Source organism: Streptomyces sp. NBC_00459, assembly GCF_036013955.1.
GTDB lineage: Bacteria > Actinomycetota > Actinomycetes > Streptomycetales > Streptomycetaceae > Streptomyces.
In genome coordinates this window covers 8,419,007-8,437,124 of sequence record NZ_CP107903.1, presented here as the reverse complement: position 1 = coordinate 8,437,124, position 18,118 = coordinate 8,419,007, and the positions used below count along the sequence as shown (strand labels likewise).

Genomic DNA, 18,118 nt, shown 5'->3' with positions numbered 1-18,118 from the left:
CCAGGAGCCACTGATACGCCACTTCAGCTCGCACCACCGCCGGCAGCCCGAGCCCCGAAGCACGGGCGCTCAGGAGGTGGTCCGGCTGCACGGCGACCTGGACGCCCGTAACGCCGACGCGACCGGCCGGCGTCTGGTCCGCTCGGTCGTCGGCGGGGCGGAAGTCCTGGAGGTCGACCCAGCCGCCGTGCGGTACCTGAGTCCGGACGGCTGCGCGGCACTGTTCATGGCTCTGCGCGCCGCCCGGGCGCACAGCACGCGGCTGGTCATCATGCACGCGGACGAGCGGGCGCGATCCGTCCTGCATCAGATCGGCCTCTCCCGTGTCCTGTCGGCCGAACACGGCGACGACGCATAGGGATCGTGTCCTTGACGGCCGACCCGACGCTCTGTGCGGTGCTGTTCACCGACGACATGCCGACCTCGGTCCGGGTGACTACCAGCAGACCTGATTGGAGCCCTGCATCTACAGCACGTAGACAATTTCGCCGGCAGTCGAATCGCGTTCCGCATGCTTCAACGGAGTGATGGCAAGCCATACTTGACATGCGGGAATCGCCCCGTGGTGGCTCGGCAGCGGGAGAGGCAGCAATCCGGTGAGCAACGGTAACAAGGGAGTGGGGAAGGTCGAGGTGCGGCTCAAGTGGGACCCCAGTTCCCTGGGTCAGCCGCCCCATCACCTCGACATCATCGCCACGACCTACTCGGCGGACGCCCCCTACGGCCGACCCGTGTACATCGTCCACTTCGACAGCCGCTCACCGGACGGCACCATCAACATGAGCCGGCACAGCCAGACCGGCCAGGGCTTCGGCTACGTCGAAGCCATGACCCTGGAACTCGATCGCCTCGCGCCCTCGTTCGCCCGAGTGGTCGTGGGAGTGGCGATCCACCAGGACACCGGACCCAAGTTCTTCGGGGACATTTCGAACGCCGGAGTCCTGGTCGTCGAGGGGTACACGGAGCTACTGAAAGACGACTTCGCGCGGATCGCCGAATACACCGCCGCGACGTTCGCGGAGTTCACCAGGAACGCCTCCGGGACCTGGGAGTTCCGCGAATCGATCCAGGGGTTCGACAGTGAACCGGTGGTCTTCAGCGCCGAGATGGGCTCCGCTCCGCAAGGCTGACCGGGCGGTGTCACCAGGACCCGCGGTCGGCCATCGGCGACCCGGCCAAGGACATACGGCGCCCCGCCACCCTGCGGAAGCGTGACGGGGCGGCAGAGACTCCGCTCTGCGAGGGGGTCGCGGGCAGGAATCCGCGGCGGCCTCGTCGACGAGGGGACGGCGGGGCCAGGCGGGGCGTAACGCGCCACCCGGTCCTTGTTCGGATTTCGTGAACAGCCTGATCGTTGAAGAATGTGACCCGCATCAGGCGTGACCAGGGCTACGGTGTTCGCTTCGCCCTTCGACGATCCCCTTCGGTACTCGCGCCGAATCTGACATCAATCCTGCTGGCTCGAACCAGGGCCGTCCGCACGGAGTCCGGCATCAAAAACACGTAAAGATTGCCGGGATCAGGCAATGCCAGAGCCACCTCGCGCATGTGAATATTCGGTAACAGCGCGGTGCGGCGGGGCAAGAGGCGGTGAGGGCGGATGGGCTGGTTTCTGGGTCTCGGCATCGCGGGGGTCGTGCTCCTGTTGCTGGCCCTCGTCTTCGACGGTGTCCTCGAAGGGCTCTTTGGCAGCGTCGGCGTGCTGGACGGTCTCTTCGACGGGTTCCTCTCGCTGCCGGTCATCGCCGGATTCGTGTCCATGCTCGGCTTCTCCGGTGCGATCGCCATGGGCACCACGGGCGTGGGCGCGGTCGGTGCGACCGCGATCGGCACGCCGGCCGGACTCGCCACGGGCTGGCTCGCGTACCGCCTCAGCCAGGTGCTGCTGCGCGACCGCTCCGGTGCGGCACCGCGCCACGACGATCTGATCGGCACCTCCGCATCCGTGGTCACGGCTATTCCGGCCGATGGCTTCGGTGAGGTGCTGGTCCGTCTGGCCGGGCAACCCGTGAAGCTCTCCGCGAAGAGTCCGGTGCCCGTGGCCAGGGGTGCTGAGGTCTGGGTGGAGGCAACGCTGTCCCGGACAGCGGTGTCCGTACGTCCCGTGGAGCGCTGACCGAACCCCACCCCCGGCCGCTCCTGTCACACCGGCCCACGCGCCGGTGCCTGTTTCTTCACACGAACCCGTATCGATCCGCCGTCCCCCGGGAGGGCTGAGGGGCAATCATCATGAGTCCAGTCGTCTTCGCCGTAGTAGGAGTCGTCGTACTCCTCGTCCTGCTCGGCCTGGTCGTTGTCACCCGCTACAAGGTGGCGGGTCCGAGCCAGGCGTTCATCGTCACCGGGCGGCGCGGCAAGCAGGCCACCGATCCGGAGACCGGACGGATCTTCACCGACAACAGCGGGCAGAAGGTCGTGGTCGGCGGCGGCGTGTTCGTCGTGCCGTTCGTGCAGCAGAAGTTCACCCTCGACCTGTCCTCGCGGCACATCCCGGTCGCGGTGCGCGGCGCGGTCACCCTGCGGGGCGTGAAGGCGCACCTGGAAGGCGTGGCCATCGTCAAGGTGGGTGGCACCGAGGACTCGATACGGGCCGCCGCGCAGCGGTTCCTGATGCAGCAGGACGGCATCGTTGGCTTCACCCAGGAGGTGCTCTCCGGCGCGCTGCGTGCCATCGTCGGCCGGATGTCGGTCGAGGACATCATCCGCGACCGGGCAGTGTTCGCCGGGCAGGTCGCCGAGGAGGCCGAGGCGAGCCTGTCCGGGCAGGGCCTGGTGCTGGACGCCTTCCAGATCCAGGACATCACCACCGAGGGCTCCTACCTGGAGGACCTCGGCCGCCCCGAGGCCGCCCGCGCCAAGCAGGAGGCCGACATCGCCGAGGCCGTCGCCCGCCGGGCCGCCGAGCAGGCCCGGCTGAAGGCCGAGGAGGAGATCGCCATCGCGCAGCGGACGTTCGCGCTGAAGCAGGCCGAGATCAAGGCCGAGACCGATGAGGCCGCGGCCCGTGCGGCGGCGGCCGGTCCGCTCGCCGAGGCGGCCCGGCGCCAGCAGGTGCTGGCCGAGCAGGAGAAGGTCGCCGAGCGCCAGGCGGCGCTGACCGACCGCGACTTGGACACCCAGGTCCGCAAGCCCGCCGACGCCGCCCGCTACCAGGCCGAGCAGGAGGCCGAGGCCCGCCGTATCGCCCTGGTCAAAGAGGCGGAGGCGGACGCCCAGCGGTCCCGGCTGACCGGTGAGGGCGAGAAGGCGCACCGCGCCGCGCTCGCCGACGCCGTACGCATCGAGGGGGAGGCGGAGGCCGCCGCGATCGGCGCCAAGGGCGCGGCCGAGGCCGAAGCCATGCGGAAGAAGGCCGACGCCTTCGCGCAGTACGGCGACGCGGCCGTGCTGCAGATGCTCGTCGAGGTCCTGCCCCAGGTCGTCGCCAAGGCATCCGAACCGCTCAGCGCCATCGACAAGCTGACGGTCATCTCCACCGACGGCGCCTCGCAGCTCTCCCGCACGGTCGCCGACAACGTCACCCAGGGCGTCGAGCTGCTGAGCTCCACCACCGGAGTCGACCTCGCCGAGCTGCTGAAGAACCTCACCCAGCGCAACGGCGGCGCCAAGCCCGAGACCGCGGCGTCCGCCGAAGCCAACGGCAGGATCGAGATCGCCGGCTGACATCCGGACAGACAGTGGTGGGAGCCCGGGCGGTTGCGAACCGTCCGGGCTCCTCGGGGTCGGACGCCGGTGTGTGCCGGTCGCCGGCCGGCGACCGCGGGACGCTCGGTCGCCATGACATCGGCGAGCGGTCCTGAGGACGTCACCCCGGTGAGGCCGTGGTTCTGTTCTCCTCCACACGATGGTTCTGCCGGTGCCGCCGCGTATGTTTCGCGTCAATGACCTGGCCCGCCCGCCGCTGACATAGGACGGTGAGTACAGGAACCTTTCCAACGGATGAGGAGCCCGCCGTGCGCGCTCGTGACCTGGCGGTCGAGTACGAAACCGTGAGCGTCGACAGCGACGCCATGGACGCGGCCCGGCTGATGGCCGAGCACAACCTGCCGGCCCTGCTCGTGTTGGACGAACGGGGCGAGCCGAGGGCGATCCTTCCCGCCTCCCAGATGATCAAGATGCTGGTGCCCGCGTACGTCGTCGAGGACCCGACGCTCGCCGCCGTCGTCGACGAGAAACACGCCGACCGGCTCTGCCAGGCCCTGGCAGGCCGCCGCGTCGGCGACTGCCTGCCGCACGAGGCCACCCCACCGCCGACCGCCGACCCCGACCACACCGCGCTGGAGGTGGCCGCGCTGATGGCCCGCGTGCGCAGCCCGCTGGTGGCAGTGACGGAACGGAGCAAGGGCAGGCGTACGGCTGAGAGCACACGTCTGTTGGGCGTGATCACCGCGTCCCACCTCCTGCACGAGCTCCTGGGGGCAGCGGAGGCATCGGACAGCCCTTGAGTTCAGACGCGCTCACCGTTCTCCGAGCCGTTTTCAGGCGGGCTGGTGGCAGCCTGCCTGGAACCGTGTACAGATCTGGATGATCCAGCGTCCTACGGAACGCTACGAGCGGCCAACCCGACCGCGCTCCGCTACGACCCATGCAAGTCGAGAACCTCACGACCTCTCAGTCGTGCCTGTCGCCGTGCGGCCGTACGGCGTGCCGGGCCGTCGGGTTGGCCATGAGGTGGCCTGGATCGGCGGCCCGGGTGATGGCGGACTCGACGGCGGCGATGCGGTCCGCGAGGAGGCCGAGGCCCGCGATCGCACGAGTGAGCTGGTCGTCCTCCGGTCCGCCGAGTGCCTGGGTGCGGACGTAGGTGGTCTTGATGTCGGCCCACCGGGCGGCCTGCTCGGGTGTGAGCGTGCCGCGCAGTTCGGCCAGTTTCAGGAGGTTGGCCTCGGCGCCGGTGGTGAGGGTCTGGGACTCGGCCGTGTAGTGGTCGTCGATCAACGCGGACACTTCGGTGTCGTTCATGACCGGCTGGATACGTTGGGCGATCTTGTTCATGTTGCGGTAGGAGCCCTGGAGTTGGAAGGGCGGCTCGGTGCGGGTGGCCTCTGACTGGCCGGCGGAGGCGATGTACGCGGCGTTCACCGACATGACGGTGTCGCGGGCCGTGAGCAGGTGGCGCAGCACGGCCAGGATGTGCTGCAGCTCGGCGGACGCCAGGGAGTGGGTGAGCCGGTCCGCGCGGGCCGTGGTGTCGCCGTGCGCGAGGCAGATGAGCAGGTCGAGGTCGGCGCGGTCGCGGCCGGCGAGCGGGGCGAGGACCGGGTTCGCGGTGAGGGCGTTCTCGACGAAGCTGAGCGCGAAGGCGTCCTGCTTGCCGGTCAGGACGTCGCCGAGGTTCCGCACGTCGGCGCGGTTGGCGAGCATGTCCGGCACCTGGAAGCGCGCGCCGGACTCCGTGAAGGGGTTGCCGGCCATGCAGACGGCGAAGCGCTTGCCGCGCAGGTCGTAGGTGCGCGGCTCCCCGTCCCGTACGCCCTCCATGCGGCGGGTGGCGTCGCACAGCGGGATGAACTTCTGCAGGAGCTCGGGCGAGGTGTGCTGGATGTCGTCGAGGTGGAGGAGTGTGTTGTTGCCCGTCTCCAACGCGAAGTTGATCTTCTCGACCTCGCGGCGGGCCGTCGCGTTCGGGGCCTCGGCCGGGTCGAGTGAGGTGACGGCGTGTCCGAGGGCAGGGCCGTTGACCTTGACGAGGATCAGGCCGAGGCGGTCGGCGACGTACTCCATGAGGGTCGTCTTGCCGTAGCCCGGCGGGGAGATGAGCAGCAGCAGGCCGCCGGTGTCGGTGCGCCTGGACTCACCGGTGGTGCCGAGCTGTTTGGCGAGGCTGTCGCCGATCAGCGGGAGGTAGACCTCGTCGATGAGCCTGCCGCGTACGAATGCGGACATGATCCGGGGCCGGTACTCGTCCAGGCGGAGCCGGCCGTGCTCGGCTGCCACCAGCTCGGTTCGGCGGCGCTGGTAGGCGCGGTGCGCCGGGACGTCGTACGTGCGGAACGTGTGGGTGCGCGCGAGGAACTCGTCGACGCGGAGGGACAGGGACCGGTCGGTGATGCGGGGGTGGACGCCGAGCAGCCCGTCGACCTTCCCGGTCAGTAGGGCGTCGGAGTCGTAGCGGGCCAGGTCGGGGCAGAGTTCGGCGGCCACCGCCTCGGCCAGGTCGCCGGGGGTGGTGTCCGTGCCGGTCGAGGCTGCGTACGAGAACAGCCACGCCTCGACGAGTTGCCTGCGTGCGGCCAGGTCGCCGACTGCGGCGAGGTCGTCGTCGTAGGCCGACGAGCCCACCGTGCGGCGGAACTTGTCGAGCAGGGTGCGGGCGCTCGCGCCGGCGACGAAGCCGTCGGGACCGCTCGTCAGCTCCTCGAAGAGGTAGGCGGCAGCGGCCGGTGTGCCGATCGCCTCCGCCAGCTCCTGCCGCAGGTCGTCGATCGCGGGCGCCAGGCCGAACGTGTCCCGGGCGCGGGCCAGTGAGACTGCGCGCCGGTGCCAGTCCTGCCGGGCCTCGGCGGTCGTGCCGTGGGCCCAGAACAGCTGGGCGGTGGCGCGGGCCGCGGGCTCGTGGCGCAGGGTGCCCGCCTGGGCGTACAGGCGCAGGAGAGTGGCGAGGATCAGGGCCGCGTCGTGGTCGTGGACGCCGCGCTCGTACCCCTCGTCGTACGCCGCTTCCGCGGCCCGCCGTACGAGGTCGGGCAGGTCAGCCTCCTCCAGTGCCGCCGGCCCGTGCTCGTCCAGCAGCCGGGCGGCGAGGTGTTCGGCGCGGTAGACCTCGGGTGACTCCGACGGCAGCGGGCGGTCCCAGTAGGGGCGGGTGGCGGCGAAGTCGGGGTCGGTGACCGGGGATCGGTAGTCGGTGCCGGTCAGGGCGAAGGCCAGTCCCTCGCCGTGCGGGACGAGGGTGAGGTCGAGGGGCTGGGTGTTGACCGCGAAGCGGTGGGCGCCGAGGCGGAGGGTGCGGCCGTCGTCGGTGTAGAGGTCGGTGCGGTCGCGCAGGGACCGGCGGGCCTCCTGGCGGGCGGACTTGAGGCGGCCGTCGAGTTCCTCCGCCCTGACCTGGTCGCCGAGTTCGCGCAGCTCGTCGGCGACGCGGCGGACCTTGGCGACCATGGGGTCGGAGGTGAAGTACGTGGTGACGGCGTCCGGGTCGGCGAGCGTGGCGGCGCGCCGGGTGACGGTCCGCAGCACCCGGGTCGCCGAGTCGGCGAGGAGTTCGGCACGGCGGGCACGAGCGTCGGCGAGGGTCTGCTTACGGGCGGCGAACGCGTTGTGGATCTCGTCGCGCTTGTCCGCGAGGTCGCCGAGAAAGTCGTCGAACTCCGCGAACCGGGACTCCAGGTTCTCCAACTGGACAAGCAGGCGGGCGAGTTCCTCTTCGCACGCCTCGGGGCTGTCCGCGACGGCGAGCGCGCCGGTGACCGCCTGCCCGAGCAGGGCGAACTCGGCGGCGAAGCCGGCGCGCCCTTCACGGTCGAGGAGTGCGCGGCGGCGCACGTCGAGGAGGGCACGGACCCGGTTGACGCCGCCGAGGATCTCGGCGATCCGTCCCAGGACGGACGTACGGACGGTGGCGTCACCGATGTCGAGACCTGTGACGACCTCGGTCACCGTGCGCAGCCCGTCGGCGAGTTCGTCGAGGCGGGCGGTGACAGGCGCGGCCTCGGCGACGGTGGCGATCGCCTCGGCGTCGGTGACGAGTTGCTCGATGCCGGCCTGGTGGCCGGCGAAGGCGTCCTCACGTGCGAGGTGGGTGACGGCCCGCTGTACGAAGGTGGCGAGGTCGGCCTCGGCTTCGGCGGCGAGTTCGTCGATGCGCGCGGCGTCGGCGTACCGCATGTCCTTGAGGGTGAGCAAATGGCCCTGGGCGTGACGGAGTTCGGTCAGTCCGGCGACCCAGGCGGCGGCGCTGCGCGGGGACTCGCCGCGCAGACGCCGTACGACGGTCGCGACCCGCTCTCCGGCTTCCGTGAGCGCGTCCGATGCCTGCCAGGCGAGGGCCTGGACGGTCTCGAACTCGGCCAGAACCTGCTCAGCGGTGGCCCGCACCTGCGTGAGCGGCTCGTGCAGAGCGCCGAGTTGGGGCTCGGCCAGCCAGTGGTAGGAGTCGTCGGCGCGGACGCAGGCTGCCGCCAGTGCCGCGTACACCTCGCTCGTCGGAGTCGTCCCGGTGACCGCGCGGGTGATGGACAGGCAGTCGGAGACGCCGCGTACGAGGTCGGCGTTGCCGACACGGGCGAGCGGGCCGGTGCCGACGGGCTGGGCGGCGGCGTGGGTGTCGGAGACGAAGGGCGAGTTCCAGAGCTGGACGGGGTGCACGCGCTGCGGTTCGTCGTTGTCGGCGCGCAGCACGACGAGCGCGCCGTCGTCGAACAGGGCCCAGCCGTGGCAGGACAGCGGGGTCGCGATCTCCTTGCGGATCACGTTGTACGGCAGCAGCAGGCTGCGGCCTTCCACGCGCGCGTGGAAGGCGAACAGCACGTCCTCGCCGTTGGGCGAGCGGACCACTCGCTCGAACTCCAGGGCTGCCGTGTCCAAGGTGGCGGCGACGCCGTCGAACGTCTTGTACATGCCCGTGGCCAGGCAGTAGCCGCCGGGAAAGACGATGCCCTGGTCCTCGGGCAGCCGACGGCACACCTGCCCGATGCCGTCGAGGCGGACGACCGTCCTGGTGAGCGTATTGAACACCAGGTGGCGGTCGGTGTCCTCCTTGTAGGGACGCACGCGGATCAGGATCAGGGCGCCCACGCGCGCGTACGTGATGCGGGCGTCGGCGAGGGACTGCAGCGGCTCGTCGACCGGCTCCGCGTGAATGCCCTCGCCGCTCTCCGTGTCGTTCTCGACCTTGACGGTGAGGGTGCCGGCGGAGGTCGCGACGAAGACCTCGCCCTCGATGGAGACGTGCGGGTGGCGGCCGAGGACGTGGTCCTCGCGGGTCGTCTCGGTCCACTCGAAGTCGTGGGCGGACGGGACGGCGTGGTCGCGGTCCCCGCGCGCGTCCAGGAAGGACACCTGGCCGTCATCCGTCACGGCCCAGCGCAGGACGCGGATGTCGCCGGTTTTCTCGCCAGTCTGGAAGACGGCCAGCAACTTGCCTTCCAGGCGGCGCAGTTGGAGCAGGTGGGTCTGACGGTAGTAGCGGTAGAGGGCGGCGAACTCGCGGACGAAGGCCGGGGCGTCCAGCAGGCCGGGCACGGCGTCGGGGGGCAGCCGGTTCAGGTCGCGGTCGTGCAGGGCGAAGACGTCGTCGACGGTCGCCTCGGGCCCTCGGCCGAGGAAGACGTTGTGGCCGAAGAGCAGAACCTCGCCGACGGCGACGATGTCGCGGGGCACGCAGGTGTGCTCGGTGCGCAGCCGCTGGGTGCTCCTCAGCTCCAGCCGGGTGGAGCCGAACTCCTCGGTCCGGCGGGCGTTGAGTGCCTCGGCTCGGCGGGCGAGTTCGGCGGCCTGCGCGGTGAGGCGGTCGCGCAGCACCTCGTACGTGCCGGTGTCCAGACCGGTGGCCATGGGGTCCCTCTCAGAAAGTCGGAAAAAGCGGTCCGGAGCTGCCGTCCCCTGTGCGGCAGCTCCGGACCGCGGCCTGTCAGACCCTGGCGCTGCCGTTCAGGGCCGCGAGCGAGGCGTCGGCGACACCCAGTTCACCGGCCTTGCTGAGCAGCTGTTCCAGGGCGCCGGAATCGGCGCCGCGCGTCTTCATCAGCTTCATCAGCAGCGCGGAGACGGTCAGGTTCTGCACGTCCGCCGTGGAGACCGAGCCGAGAACGCGGCCGAGGTCGTCGGTGAAGCTCGACGATCCGTCCAGCCAGGGCCCCGCGAGGGCCTGTGCCGTCTTGGAGTGCTGGACGAACCCGTCGACGCTCTTGCCGAGCGCGATCGAGTTGACGAGCCGGTCGAAGAAGACGGACTCGCCGCCGACGATGTTGATGTCGGCGTTCTCCAGTCCGGTGGCGAGGATCGTGGCCTGCGCCTCGGCGACGTGCTTCTGCGTGTCGAGCCCGGCGAGCCGGATCTCCTTCTCCGCCTCCAGCCGCAGCCGGTACTCCTCGTGGCCGCGGGACGCCTCGTCGAGCGCGGCCATCGCCGCCGCCTTCTCGGTCAGGCCGGCTGCCTCCGCCTTCAGCTTCTCGCCGATGCCCTCGGCCTCGGCGAGCGCCTTCGCCCGGGCGCCCTCCGCCTCCGCCCGCATCCGAGCCCCGGCCGCCTCCGCCTCCGCGCGGCCGGCCTTCTCGATGACCTCGGCCTCCTTGTCCCGGACCTGGACGGCCGCCAGGCCCTCGGCGGCGGCCTCGGCCTGGACGCCCTCGGCAAGGCGCAGCTTGGCCTGCGCGTCGAGGTCGGCCGACTTCAACCGGGCCTCGGCCAGGGTGATTTCCTCGGCCGCGCGGTGGACGGCGGCCTGCTCGGCGGCCTCGGCCGCCTTGATGTCCTTGACCAGGTTCTCCTGTGCCTCGGCCTCGGCTGCGATGATCACGGTCTGCCGGTCGCGCTCGGCCTCCTCCACGGCCCGCAGCTTCTTGATGGCCTCCTCCTGCTCGGCGACCGTCCGGTCCACCGCGATCCGCTCGCGGACGACCTCGGCGATCTCCCGCTTCTCGGCCTCGACCTCCTTGGAGGCGGCGATCTGCGTCAGCTGCGTCTCCCGCTCCCGCGCGATGACCTCAAGCTGCCGGTCCTTCTCGATGCGCTCGTTCTCGATGGCGATGACCCGCTCGCGGTTCTTCTGCGCGACGGCGACCTCACGGGCCTGGTTCTCGCGCTGGATGCCGAGCTGCTCCTCGGTCTTCAGGAAGGCGCCCTGGGCACGCAGCCTCTCCTCCTCCATGACCCGCGCCGTCTCGGCCTCCTCACGGGCCCGTACGGTGTCGATCTCCCGCCGCTGCTTGATCTCGGCGTCGGCCTGGCGGCGCTCCAGCTCCAGGATGGCCTCGCGGGCGTCGACGTTCTGCCGGGTGATCTCCTTCTCCTCGGTGCGCTGAGCCTCGTTGGTGCGTACGTGCTCGATGGCCGTCAGTTCGGTGATCTTCCGGATGCCCTGGGCGTCCAGGACGTTGGCCGGGTCGAGCTGGGTCAGCGGCGTCTGCTCCAGGTAGTCGATCGCCGCGTCCTCCAGGTGGTAGCCGTTGAGGTCGATGCCGATCAACTCGATGATCTTGTAACGGAGTTCCTCGCGCTTGGTGTAGAGGTCGGTGAAGTCCATCTGCTTGCCGACCGTCTTCAGCGCCTCGGAGAACTTCGCGTGGAACAGCTCCTGCAGCGTGTCGCGGTCGCTCGCGCGCACGGTGCCGACGGCCTGGGCGACCTTGATGACGTCCTCGACGGTCTTGTTCACCTTCACGAAGAACGAGATCCGGATGTCGGCCCGGATGTTGTCCTGGCAGATCAGCCCCTCCTTGCCGGCCCGCATGATCTCGATGGTCTTCACCGAGATGTCCATCACCTCGGCCTTGTGCAGCACCGGCAGCACGACCTGCCCGGTGAAGGTCACATCGACCTTGCGCACCTTGGAGACGATGAGCGCCTTGCCCTGCTCCACCTTGCGGAACAGCCGGGAGACGACGAGCAGCGCAGCGGTCGCGACAAGCAGGCAGGCGGCGATGAGCACGCCGACGCCCACGGTCATGGAGTCCATGGGAAATCCTTGAGGTCTGCGATGAGTTGGCGCCTCGACAGCGAGGCGGGGCGGCCCGCTCGGGTGCGGGCAGGTGCGTCAGGTGCTCAGGTGCTCAGGTGCTCAGGTGTGGCCACGCGGTCCGACCGCGGTCAGGTTGCGGCTCAGCTGTGAGCGCGGCGACTGCCGGGATCGTACGGAGTGGCACTCGCCGTATGTCGAAGGTGCGGCCCGGCATGGCCGGGGAACAGCCCGGCGAGAGACACCGCGCACCTTCGGGTCGCGGTCCAGGCGACGAGGACGGACAGTCCGAGCAGTGCGACCCGGGCCGCGGCGCCACCGAGACCGCTCAGGTGTGCCGGGCCCATCAGGACCATCCCGGTGAGGCTGAGGAGCCAGGTGGTCGCGATCACGACGGAGACCGCGACGGCGACCGGCACCCCGCCGAAAGACCGGGCCAGATACGGGGCGTCGGCGTCGAAGTCGCGTACGCGGGCATGGCCCAGCAGGACCAGAAGCCAGAAGCCGAGAGCGACCACGAGGGCCGAGGTGAAGCTGACGGTGGGGAACCGTGCGGCGGCTTCGACGAACTGCCCCATGCCCTTGCCCCCGAATCGATTCCCCGAGCCCCGGTGCCCACCCCTGCTGCGCGGGCGCGGCACCGGGGCTGCTCCCCGTGTTTCTTCAGCCCTATCTTGAACTGCCCATGCCGTACAGCGCATTGCCGTGTTCCGGCAATCTTTATGCCTTCTTGATGCCAGACGACGACAACTGCGGCGAGGGACCGGCCGTTGTCCAACCTGACCGTCGTCGTCCGGTCCGGTCGACGGCAACTTCGGGGACGGAGAAGAGATGGGCCGAGTCGCATACGGAGCCGTGGGAGACCGCCGGGTGGTGGACGGCCGGGCAGCAGGAGGCCGGAACCTCAGTCACCTCGCTGCCGACGGGAGGCGGACGCAGCCATGAGGCGTGTGCCCCCGCTTCCCGGCCGGACCCGGCACCCGGCACTTCCGGGCCACATGGTGGTGTGCGGCGACGACGCCCTCGCCGAACGTCTCGTCGCCGAGCTGCGTGAGCTGTGCCGCACGCGGGTCACCGTCGTCGTGCCGGCGCTACCGGGTACCGGCACCGCCGGAACTGGCCGTCGGCCCGCTCACCGTCCCGTCCCTCCCCCGCGGCATCCGCTCCCGGCCCCGTGCTCCGCCCAGGATCTGTCACTCTTGTCCGGCGTGCGTCAAGAATGCGTAGGCAAGGCGTCAAGAACACAGGAGGTCGTGTGACAGGGCGGCAGGTCCCCGACGAATATCTGGAGGGGTATGTCCAGATACTGACCGCCGTGTGTGCGACGGGTCGCCGCTTCACCAGGGACGAGTTGGAATCCCTGCGGACCCAGGGGGAACGCGCGGCGGAGGCCGGCTTCGGGGTGCGGGCCGTCGTTCGTCGACATCTGGCAGTGGCCCGTGAACACTGGCCCGTCCTCTCCGCCTCGGCCGGTGAAGCCGCGCTCGCCGCCGTCGAGCAGGCGATCGATGCCTTCGCCGAGGGGCACGAGCGGTCACAGCAGCTCGCCGTTCGGCAGGAGGAGGCGGTACGGCGAGAGTTCATCGACGACCTGCTCTACGGCCGCAGCGACCTGGGCCGTCTGTCGGAGCGCGCCGAACGCTTCGGTCTGCTCCTCTCCCGCGCCCACGCGGTCGCCGTCGCGCAGGGCGGCAAGCCTGTCGAGGAGACCGATCCGGCCACCCGTCAGGTGGAGAGCGCCGTGGTCGGCCGGTTCGGCGAGCGGCGCATTCTGCTCACCACCAAGGACGGCCGACTGGTCTGCATCGCGCCCGGGGACCAGGACGACGTCCTGACGTTCTTCGCCAAGCAGGCGTACGCGGTCACCGAGGGCGGCCAAGTCGCCATCGGACGTCCCCACCCCGGCGCCGGCGGCGTCGTGCACTCGTACGAAGAGGCACTCAACGCCCTCGACCTGGCAGAGCGGCTGCAGCTCCACGAGCCCGTACTGCGCGCGGCCGACCTCCTCGTCTACCCGGTGCTGACCCGCGACCGGCAGGCCATGGCCGACCTCGTCGACAACACTCTCGGCCCCCTGCTGAGCGCACGTGGCGGCGCCCGTCCCCTCGTCGAGACGTTGACGGCGTACTTCGACTCCGGCTGCGTCTCCGCCGAGGCGGCGCGGCGCCTGAGCCTCAGTGTGCGGGCCTTCACCTACCGGCTGGAGCGCATTCACAAGCTCACCGGCGCCGACCCCGGCGATCCCGTGCACCGCTACACCCTGCAGACCGCGGTGATCGGTGCCCGGCTCCTCGGGTGGCCCGACGACGAGGTGTGACGTCCGCCGCTCACCGATCCGGTGTAAGTGTGAGTGTGAGGGACAGGGATCCGGCCCGCTTCGGCGCGTCAGCCGAGCGCGAAGTAGCGCAGCCACACATAGGCGAGCGCAAGGGTCACGGTCACGCCCGTGACGACCAGGCCGTACTTGGTGAACTGCCAGAAGGAGATGGGCTGGCGGTTGCGTTCGGCGATGCCGAGGACGACGACGTTGGCGGAGGCGCCGATGGCGGTGGCGTTGCCGCCCAGGTCGGCGCCGAGGGCGAGGGCCCACCACATGACATGGCCGCTGCCGCCGCCCATGTTCTGGACGAGGTCGCTGGTGATGGGGGCCATGGTGGCGACGTAGGGGATGTTGTCGACGATGCCGGACAGGACCGCAGAGGCGCCGAGCATGGTCATGGAGCCGCCGAGTTCGTTGTCACCGATCGCGTCGGCCAGGGCTTTGGAGACCTCGCCGATCACACCGGTCTCGATCAGGCCGCCGATCATGATGAAGAGGCCGGCGAAGAAGGCCAGGGTCGGCCACTCCACCTCCTTCAGCACCTCTCCGGTCTCCGCCTTGGAGACGGCGATGAGCAGTCCCGCGCCGAGCAGGGCGACGACGCTGGGCTCGTAGTGCAGCACCGGGTGCAGGACGAAGCCCGCGACCACGAGCACCAGGACCACCAGGCCCTGGACGAGCAGCGTCCGGTCCTTGATGGCCTCACGCTCCTCCAGCGCCATGATCTCGGCGGCGCGGTCCCCGTCGTAGACGAAGGACTTGCGGAACATCACCCGGCACAGCGCGAGGAGCGCGGCGACCAGGACGACCACGATCGGTGCCAGATGGACCAGGAAGTCGTTGAAGGTCAGCCCGGCCCGGCTGGCGATGATGATGTTGGGCGGATCACCGACCAGGGTCGCCGTGCCGCCGATGTTCGACGCCATGACCTCGGCGATCAGGAACGGGACGGTCGGCAGGGCGAGACGCTCGCAGACGAGCAGTGTCACCGGTGCGATCAGCAGCACCGTGGTGACGTTGTCCAGCAGGGCCGAGGCCACCGCCGTGATCACGACCAGCATGGCCATCACCCGGAAGGGCTTCGCCCGCGCCCTCTTCACCGACCAGATCGCCAGGTACTCGAACATGCCGGTCTGCTTCAGCACTCCGACGATCATCATCATGCCCATGAGCAGGAAGATGACGTTCCAGTCGATACCGCTGTGCTCGGAGTAGAACGCCGACTTGTCGTCGGTCGCCCCGATCGCCAGCATCAGCCCGGCACCGCCGAGCGCGACGGCGACACGGTGGATCTTCTCGCTGATGATCAGCGCGTACGCGCCGACGAAGACGACGACCGCCGCCCAGCTCTGCCAGTCGTTCACGGTCCTCCGATGAAGTGCTCCAACAAGACGTCCGCGGTGATCGCGCCGAGCAGTGCGACTGTCCCCCCGTCGCGCTCGATCACCGCGACGACGGCACAGTCCTTGCGTGCCATGACAGCAGCGACCTCCGACGGCGACTCCTCCGGACCCACCAGAGCGGGCGTGACGCGGTGTCGAGGCAGCCAGTCCGCACCGACCACCCGGAGAGCGTTTCCTGAGCGCCGTCGTCCAAACGACCGGCGATCAGAGTCAACAGTGGGTCCAGGCCGTCGGGTTCAGGCACCAGGGCACCGAGCAGCCGAGCGGCTGGGACGATCGCGTACGGGCACTCCACCTGGTCGAGAACCAGCAGGGCGGGCAGTCGCTCGCGCACCAGCAGCCGCGCCGCCTCCTGGGCGTCGTCGTCGACCCGCACCGTCGGACAGGGGCGGGCCAGGTCACGCGCGAGCGTCAAGGCGGCCCTCCTCGGGCGGAGCGGTGGCGGGCTCGTCCTTGTCCGGGATGCCGATGAGTTCGTCGACGTCGAAGGCGCGGGCGATCGGGACGTCCGTCGAGCTGTGGGCGATGATCGAGAAGGCGATGCAGACCGCGATGAGTGTGAACGCCTCCTCGGCCTGTGGGATGCCGGACTGCAGCACCAGCAGGCCGTAGACGACCGAGGCGAAGCCCTTGGGCCCGAACCAGGCCGCCACCAGCTTCTCCTTGCGGGAGATCGTCGTGCCGAGCAGCGAGGCCGGGCGGATCAGCACGATCGCCAGGATCACGGCCACCCCGATCGGAAGAGAGATTTGTCCCCTACTTGCCGACCAGGCTTCCCGGCACACCGAAGCGAACCTTACCCGCCCTTGACGCCTCTTCGGCAGATCCCTGATGGGCACCACACAGGCAAGGACATTGCCAGAACCCGGCAACATCGCACCGTTTCAGCTGAGTTCGGTGAAGGTTCCCACCGTGTGGGTCTTACCAGTGACGCCGATGACATCGCCCTTCTACAACGACCGCGTCGGCGGTGGCCCGGGTGAAATCCTCACCGACAACAGGCAGGCCACCGAGTTCGCGTCGGCGCGCGGGACGACCAAGGCCGATGTGGCCGTCGCCGCACAGCACATTCGCGAACGCGCTTACAGCCAGGGTCGGAAGGAGGCAGGGGCCACTCCCGCCAGCTCCTTGCCCTGCGGCGCGAACGCGGTGGGCGGACAGGTCAGCGGACCGCGTCATGACGGCACCCCATTGAACGCCCGCCCAGAGTGAGCACGACCACAGACACGGTCGCCGCGGTCCCAGTGGACAGCGCGTCCGCGACATACCGATCGAACTCCGGACGCAGCAGGTCGACGAGCCAGAACAGCACGACAGCCCCCGCGAGCCCCGCCACGACCGCCGTCGGCCAGGAACGGCGACGCGTCCAGAACCAGCACACAAGCCATATGCCGACGAGAGGCGCCATCGAGAGTTGAGGTTCGTCCAGCGCGGCGAGCACACCGTAGCCCAGGCCGCTGACCGTCCAGCACACCGCAGCCACGAACACCGCCTCACTCCAGGACACGGGCCGGTTCACGCCTGCCACCCTCCGTTGAAGACCGGGGCAATACGCCGCCCCCAGCGCCGGCCGGCGAAGGCAACCGGGACGGAGCCAAACACGAGCGGCCCTGCACACCAGCGGATCACGGCCACGGACCAGACTAAATCCCTGCAGACCACCCGAGTCGCCGTCTCGGCCGCGCGAGATGTCCCCGGCAGCCTGTAGCTGAACCCCCAGGCACGGACCACCGACCCAGCCCCCTGGACCGACTCGACGACCGGAACGGCCGGACCACGGCCCGTCACCCCCAACCCCACGCAGCCCAGTCTCGTGGCCACGGACATGCCCGCCTCTCTTCACATTTCCGGCGGCCCTCAGAAAGCCAAGGCCACCCCGGCTCATCATGATGGCCGCCCGAACGCGGCATCTCACCCACCGGACCCGGCAGTGAGCCCGCACAGCTGCCTTCCGACACCCGGCAACATGCGTGCCCACCGCCCTGGCTTTTACTGTCGGCGTCGGCTCAACGACGCCACCGGCATTTGCGTCTCGAACGGCGGGGAAGAACGCAAAGATCCTGGGCCGTCATCCGCGCTTCTTGATCCGCCTTGTACTTGGCAAGGACCTCAACCGAATAGATCCGGGGGTTCCGATCGCATGAAACAGCCGAAAGGCCATTCACGCAGGCAAGCAGCCCGGAACCACCCATCGCGGCAGGTCACAGAACTCGCTGGTCTCTTCTGGGACATCGACCATCGGGAACCGACAGCTCCGCGCAGAGCGTCGCCCGCCCCCGGCGCTCCGTCTATATACGCCACTCTGACAGGGCCCGACCTGCCAATCGATCGCCGCCTGGTCGCCCGCTTCAGCCGATGTCGGCTCCTCACGGCGATCACCGTGCCGAAGGAAGTAGCGACCATCCTCGGTAACCTCCACGAGCGCTTCCCCGCCGCCCCGACTGATCCTCAACAACCCTCGATCACGCAATGCATAAGCCGACCGCCAATCCCCCGGCGCCCAGGCTGCGGGATGCTCCTCACCGGCCGCGAGCCGTTCGAGCAGTGCGCGTTGCCGTTCATTCGGGTCAGACCGTCGATCCACGATCACCAGCCCACAGCGCATCCGTATGCCCTGTACAGAGCCGAAAGAGTGGCTCCTGCCTGTGGGAGTTCTCTGGGACTTTCCTGGGACTTCCGACCGCATCAGGCAGTACGAGCGTGAAACAACCGAAAGAGCATTCATGCAGGTCAACGCCCTATGACAGCAGGGCCCCGCAGGTCACAGCGTTGACTGGT

Annotated in this window: 12 protein-coding genes and 1 pseudogene; 6 read left to right on the top strand and 7 right to left on the bottom strand. The window is 69.6% G+C overall.

The window, feature by feature from the left end:
- Nucleotides 1-76 precede the first annotated feature (76 nt).
- The 5 genes from OHN74_RS37160 (at nt 77) to OHN74_RS37140 (ending at nt 4,445) form a co-directional block, all read left to right on the top strand.
- Nucleotides 77-358: an STAS domain-containing protein gene (locus OHN74_RS37160; protein ID WP_327698955.1), complete on the top strand. Its 282-nt coding sequence runs from the start codon at nt 77-79 to the stop codon at nt 356-358.
- A gap of 238 nt (nt 359-596) precedes the next feature.
- A complete protein-coding gene (locus OHN74_RS37155; protein ID WP_327698954.1) occupies nt 597-1,130 on the top strand; it encodes a TerD family protein in 534 nt (177 codons plus the stop codon).
- Nucleotides 1,131-1,600: 470 nt separating this feature from the next.
- The gene (locus OHN74_RS37150) at nt 1,601-2,116 is read left to right on the top strand and encodes a hypothetical protein (RefSeq protein WP_327698953.1); all 516 of its coding nucleotides are present in this window, start codon (nt 1,601-1,603) and stop codon (nt 2,114-2,116) included.
- A gap of 113 nt (nt 2,117-2,229) precedes the next feature.
- The gene (locus OHN74_RS37145; protein WP_327698952.1) at nt 2,230-3,663 is read left to right on the top strand and encodes a flotillin family protein; all 1,434 of its coding nucleotides are present in this window, start codon (nt 2,230-2,232) and stop codon (nt 3,661-3,663) included.
- Nucleotides 3,664-3,953: 290 nt separating this feature from the next.
- Entirely contained in the window at nt 3,954-4,445 is a 492-nt protein-coding gene (locus tag OHN74_RS37140) for a CBS domain-containing protein (protein ID WP_327698951.1), read from the top strand.
- Nucleotides 4,446-4,611: 166 nt separating this feature from the next.
- Here OHN74_RS37140 and OHN74_RS37135 read toward each other — a convergent pair whose 3' ends face one another.
- From OHN74_RS37135 to OHN74_RS37125, 3 genes are all read right to left on the bottom strand, one after another.
- Nucleotides 4,612-9,495 carry a DNA repair ATPase gene (locus OHN74_RS37135; RefSeq protein WP_327698950.1) on the bottom strand — a complete coding sequence of 1,628 codons (4,884 nt, stop codon included), beginning with the start codon at nt 9,493-9,495 and terminating at the stop codon, nt 4,612-4,614.
- Nucleotides 9,496-9,571: 76 nt separating this feature from the next.
- Nucleotides 9,572-11,617 (bottom strand): flotillin family protein, encoded by a 2,046-nt coding sequence (locus OHN74_RS37130; protein WP_327698949.1) that lies wholly within the window; start codon nt 11,615-11,617, stop codon nt 9,572-9,574.
- Nucleotides 11,618-11,760: 143 nt separating this feature from the next.
- Complete coding sequence (locus OHN74_RS37125) at nt 11,761-12,195, bottom strand: hypothetical protein (protein ID WP_327698948.1); 435 nt, start codon at nt 12,193-12,195, stop codon at nt 11,761-11,763.
- A gap of 677 nt (nt 12,196-12,872) precedes the next feature.
- Between OHN74_RS37125 and OHN74_RS37120 the strand changes: the two genes are divergently transcribed.
- Nucleotides 12,873-13,934 (top strand): PucR family transcriptional regulator, encoded by a 1,062-nt coding sequence (locus OHN74_RS37120; protein WP_327698947.1) that lies wholly within the window; start codon nt 12,873-12,875, stop codon nt 13,932-13,934.
- Between the two features lie 68 nt (nt 13,935-14,002).
- Here the strand turns inward: OHN74_RS37120 and OHN74_RS37115 are convergent, their stop codons facing one another.
- From OHN74_RS37115 to OHN74_RS37100, 4 genes and pseudogenes are all read right to left on the bottom strand, one after another.
- The gene (locus OHN74_RS37115) at nt 14,003-15,301 is read right to left on the bottom strand and encodes an ArsB/NhaD family transporter (protein WP_327698946.1); all 1,299 of its coding nucleotides are present in this window, start codon (nt 15,299-15,301) and stop codon (nt 14,003-14,005) included.
- A 79-nt stretch (nt 15,302-15,380) separates the two neighbouring features.
- Nucleotides 15,381-15,755 carry a hypothetical protein gene (locus OHN74_RS37110; protein ID WP_327698945.1) on the bottom strand — a complete coding sequence of 125 codons (375 nt, stop codon included), beginning with the start codon at nt 15,753-15,755 and terminating at the stop codon, nt 15,381-15,383.
- Nucleotides 15,739-16,068 (bottom strand): annotated as a pseudogene (locus OHN74_RS37105) (cation:proton antiporter); the annotation flags it as partial. The gene OHN74_RS37110 and the pseudogene OHN74_RS37105, both read right to left, overlap by 17 nt.
- Before the next feature lie 434 nt (nt 16,069-16,502).
- Nucleotides 16,503-16,859, bottom strand: a complete 357-nt coding sequence (locus OHN74_RS37100; protein WP_327698944.1) for a hypothetical protein — start codon at nt 16,857-16,859, stop codon at nt 16,503-16,505.
- Nucleotides 16,860-18,118: the final 1,259 nt, after the last annotated feature.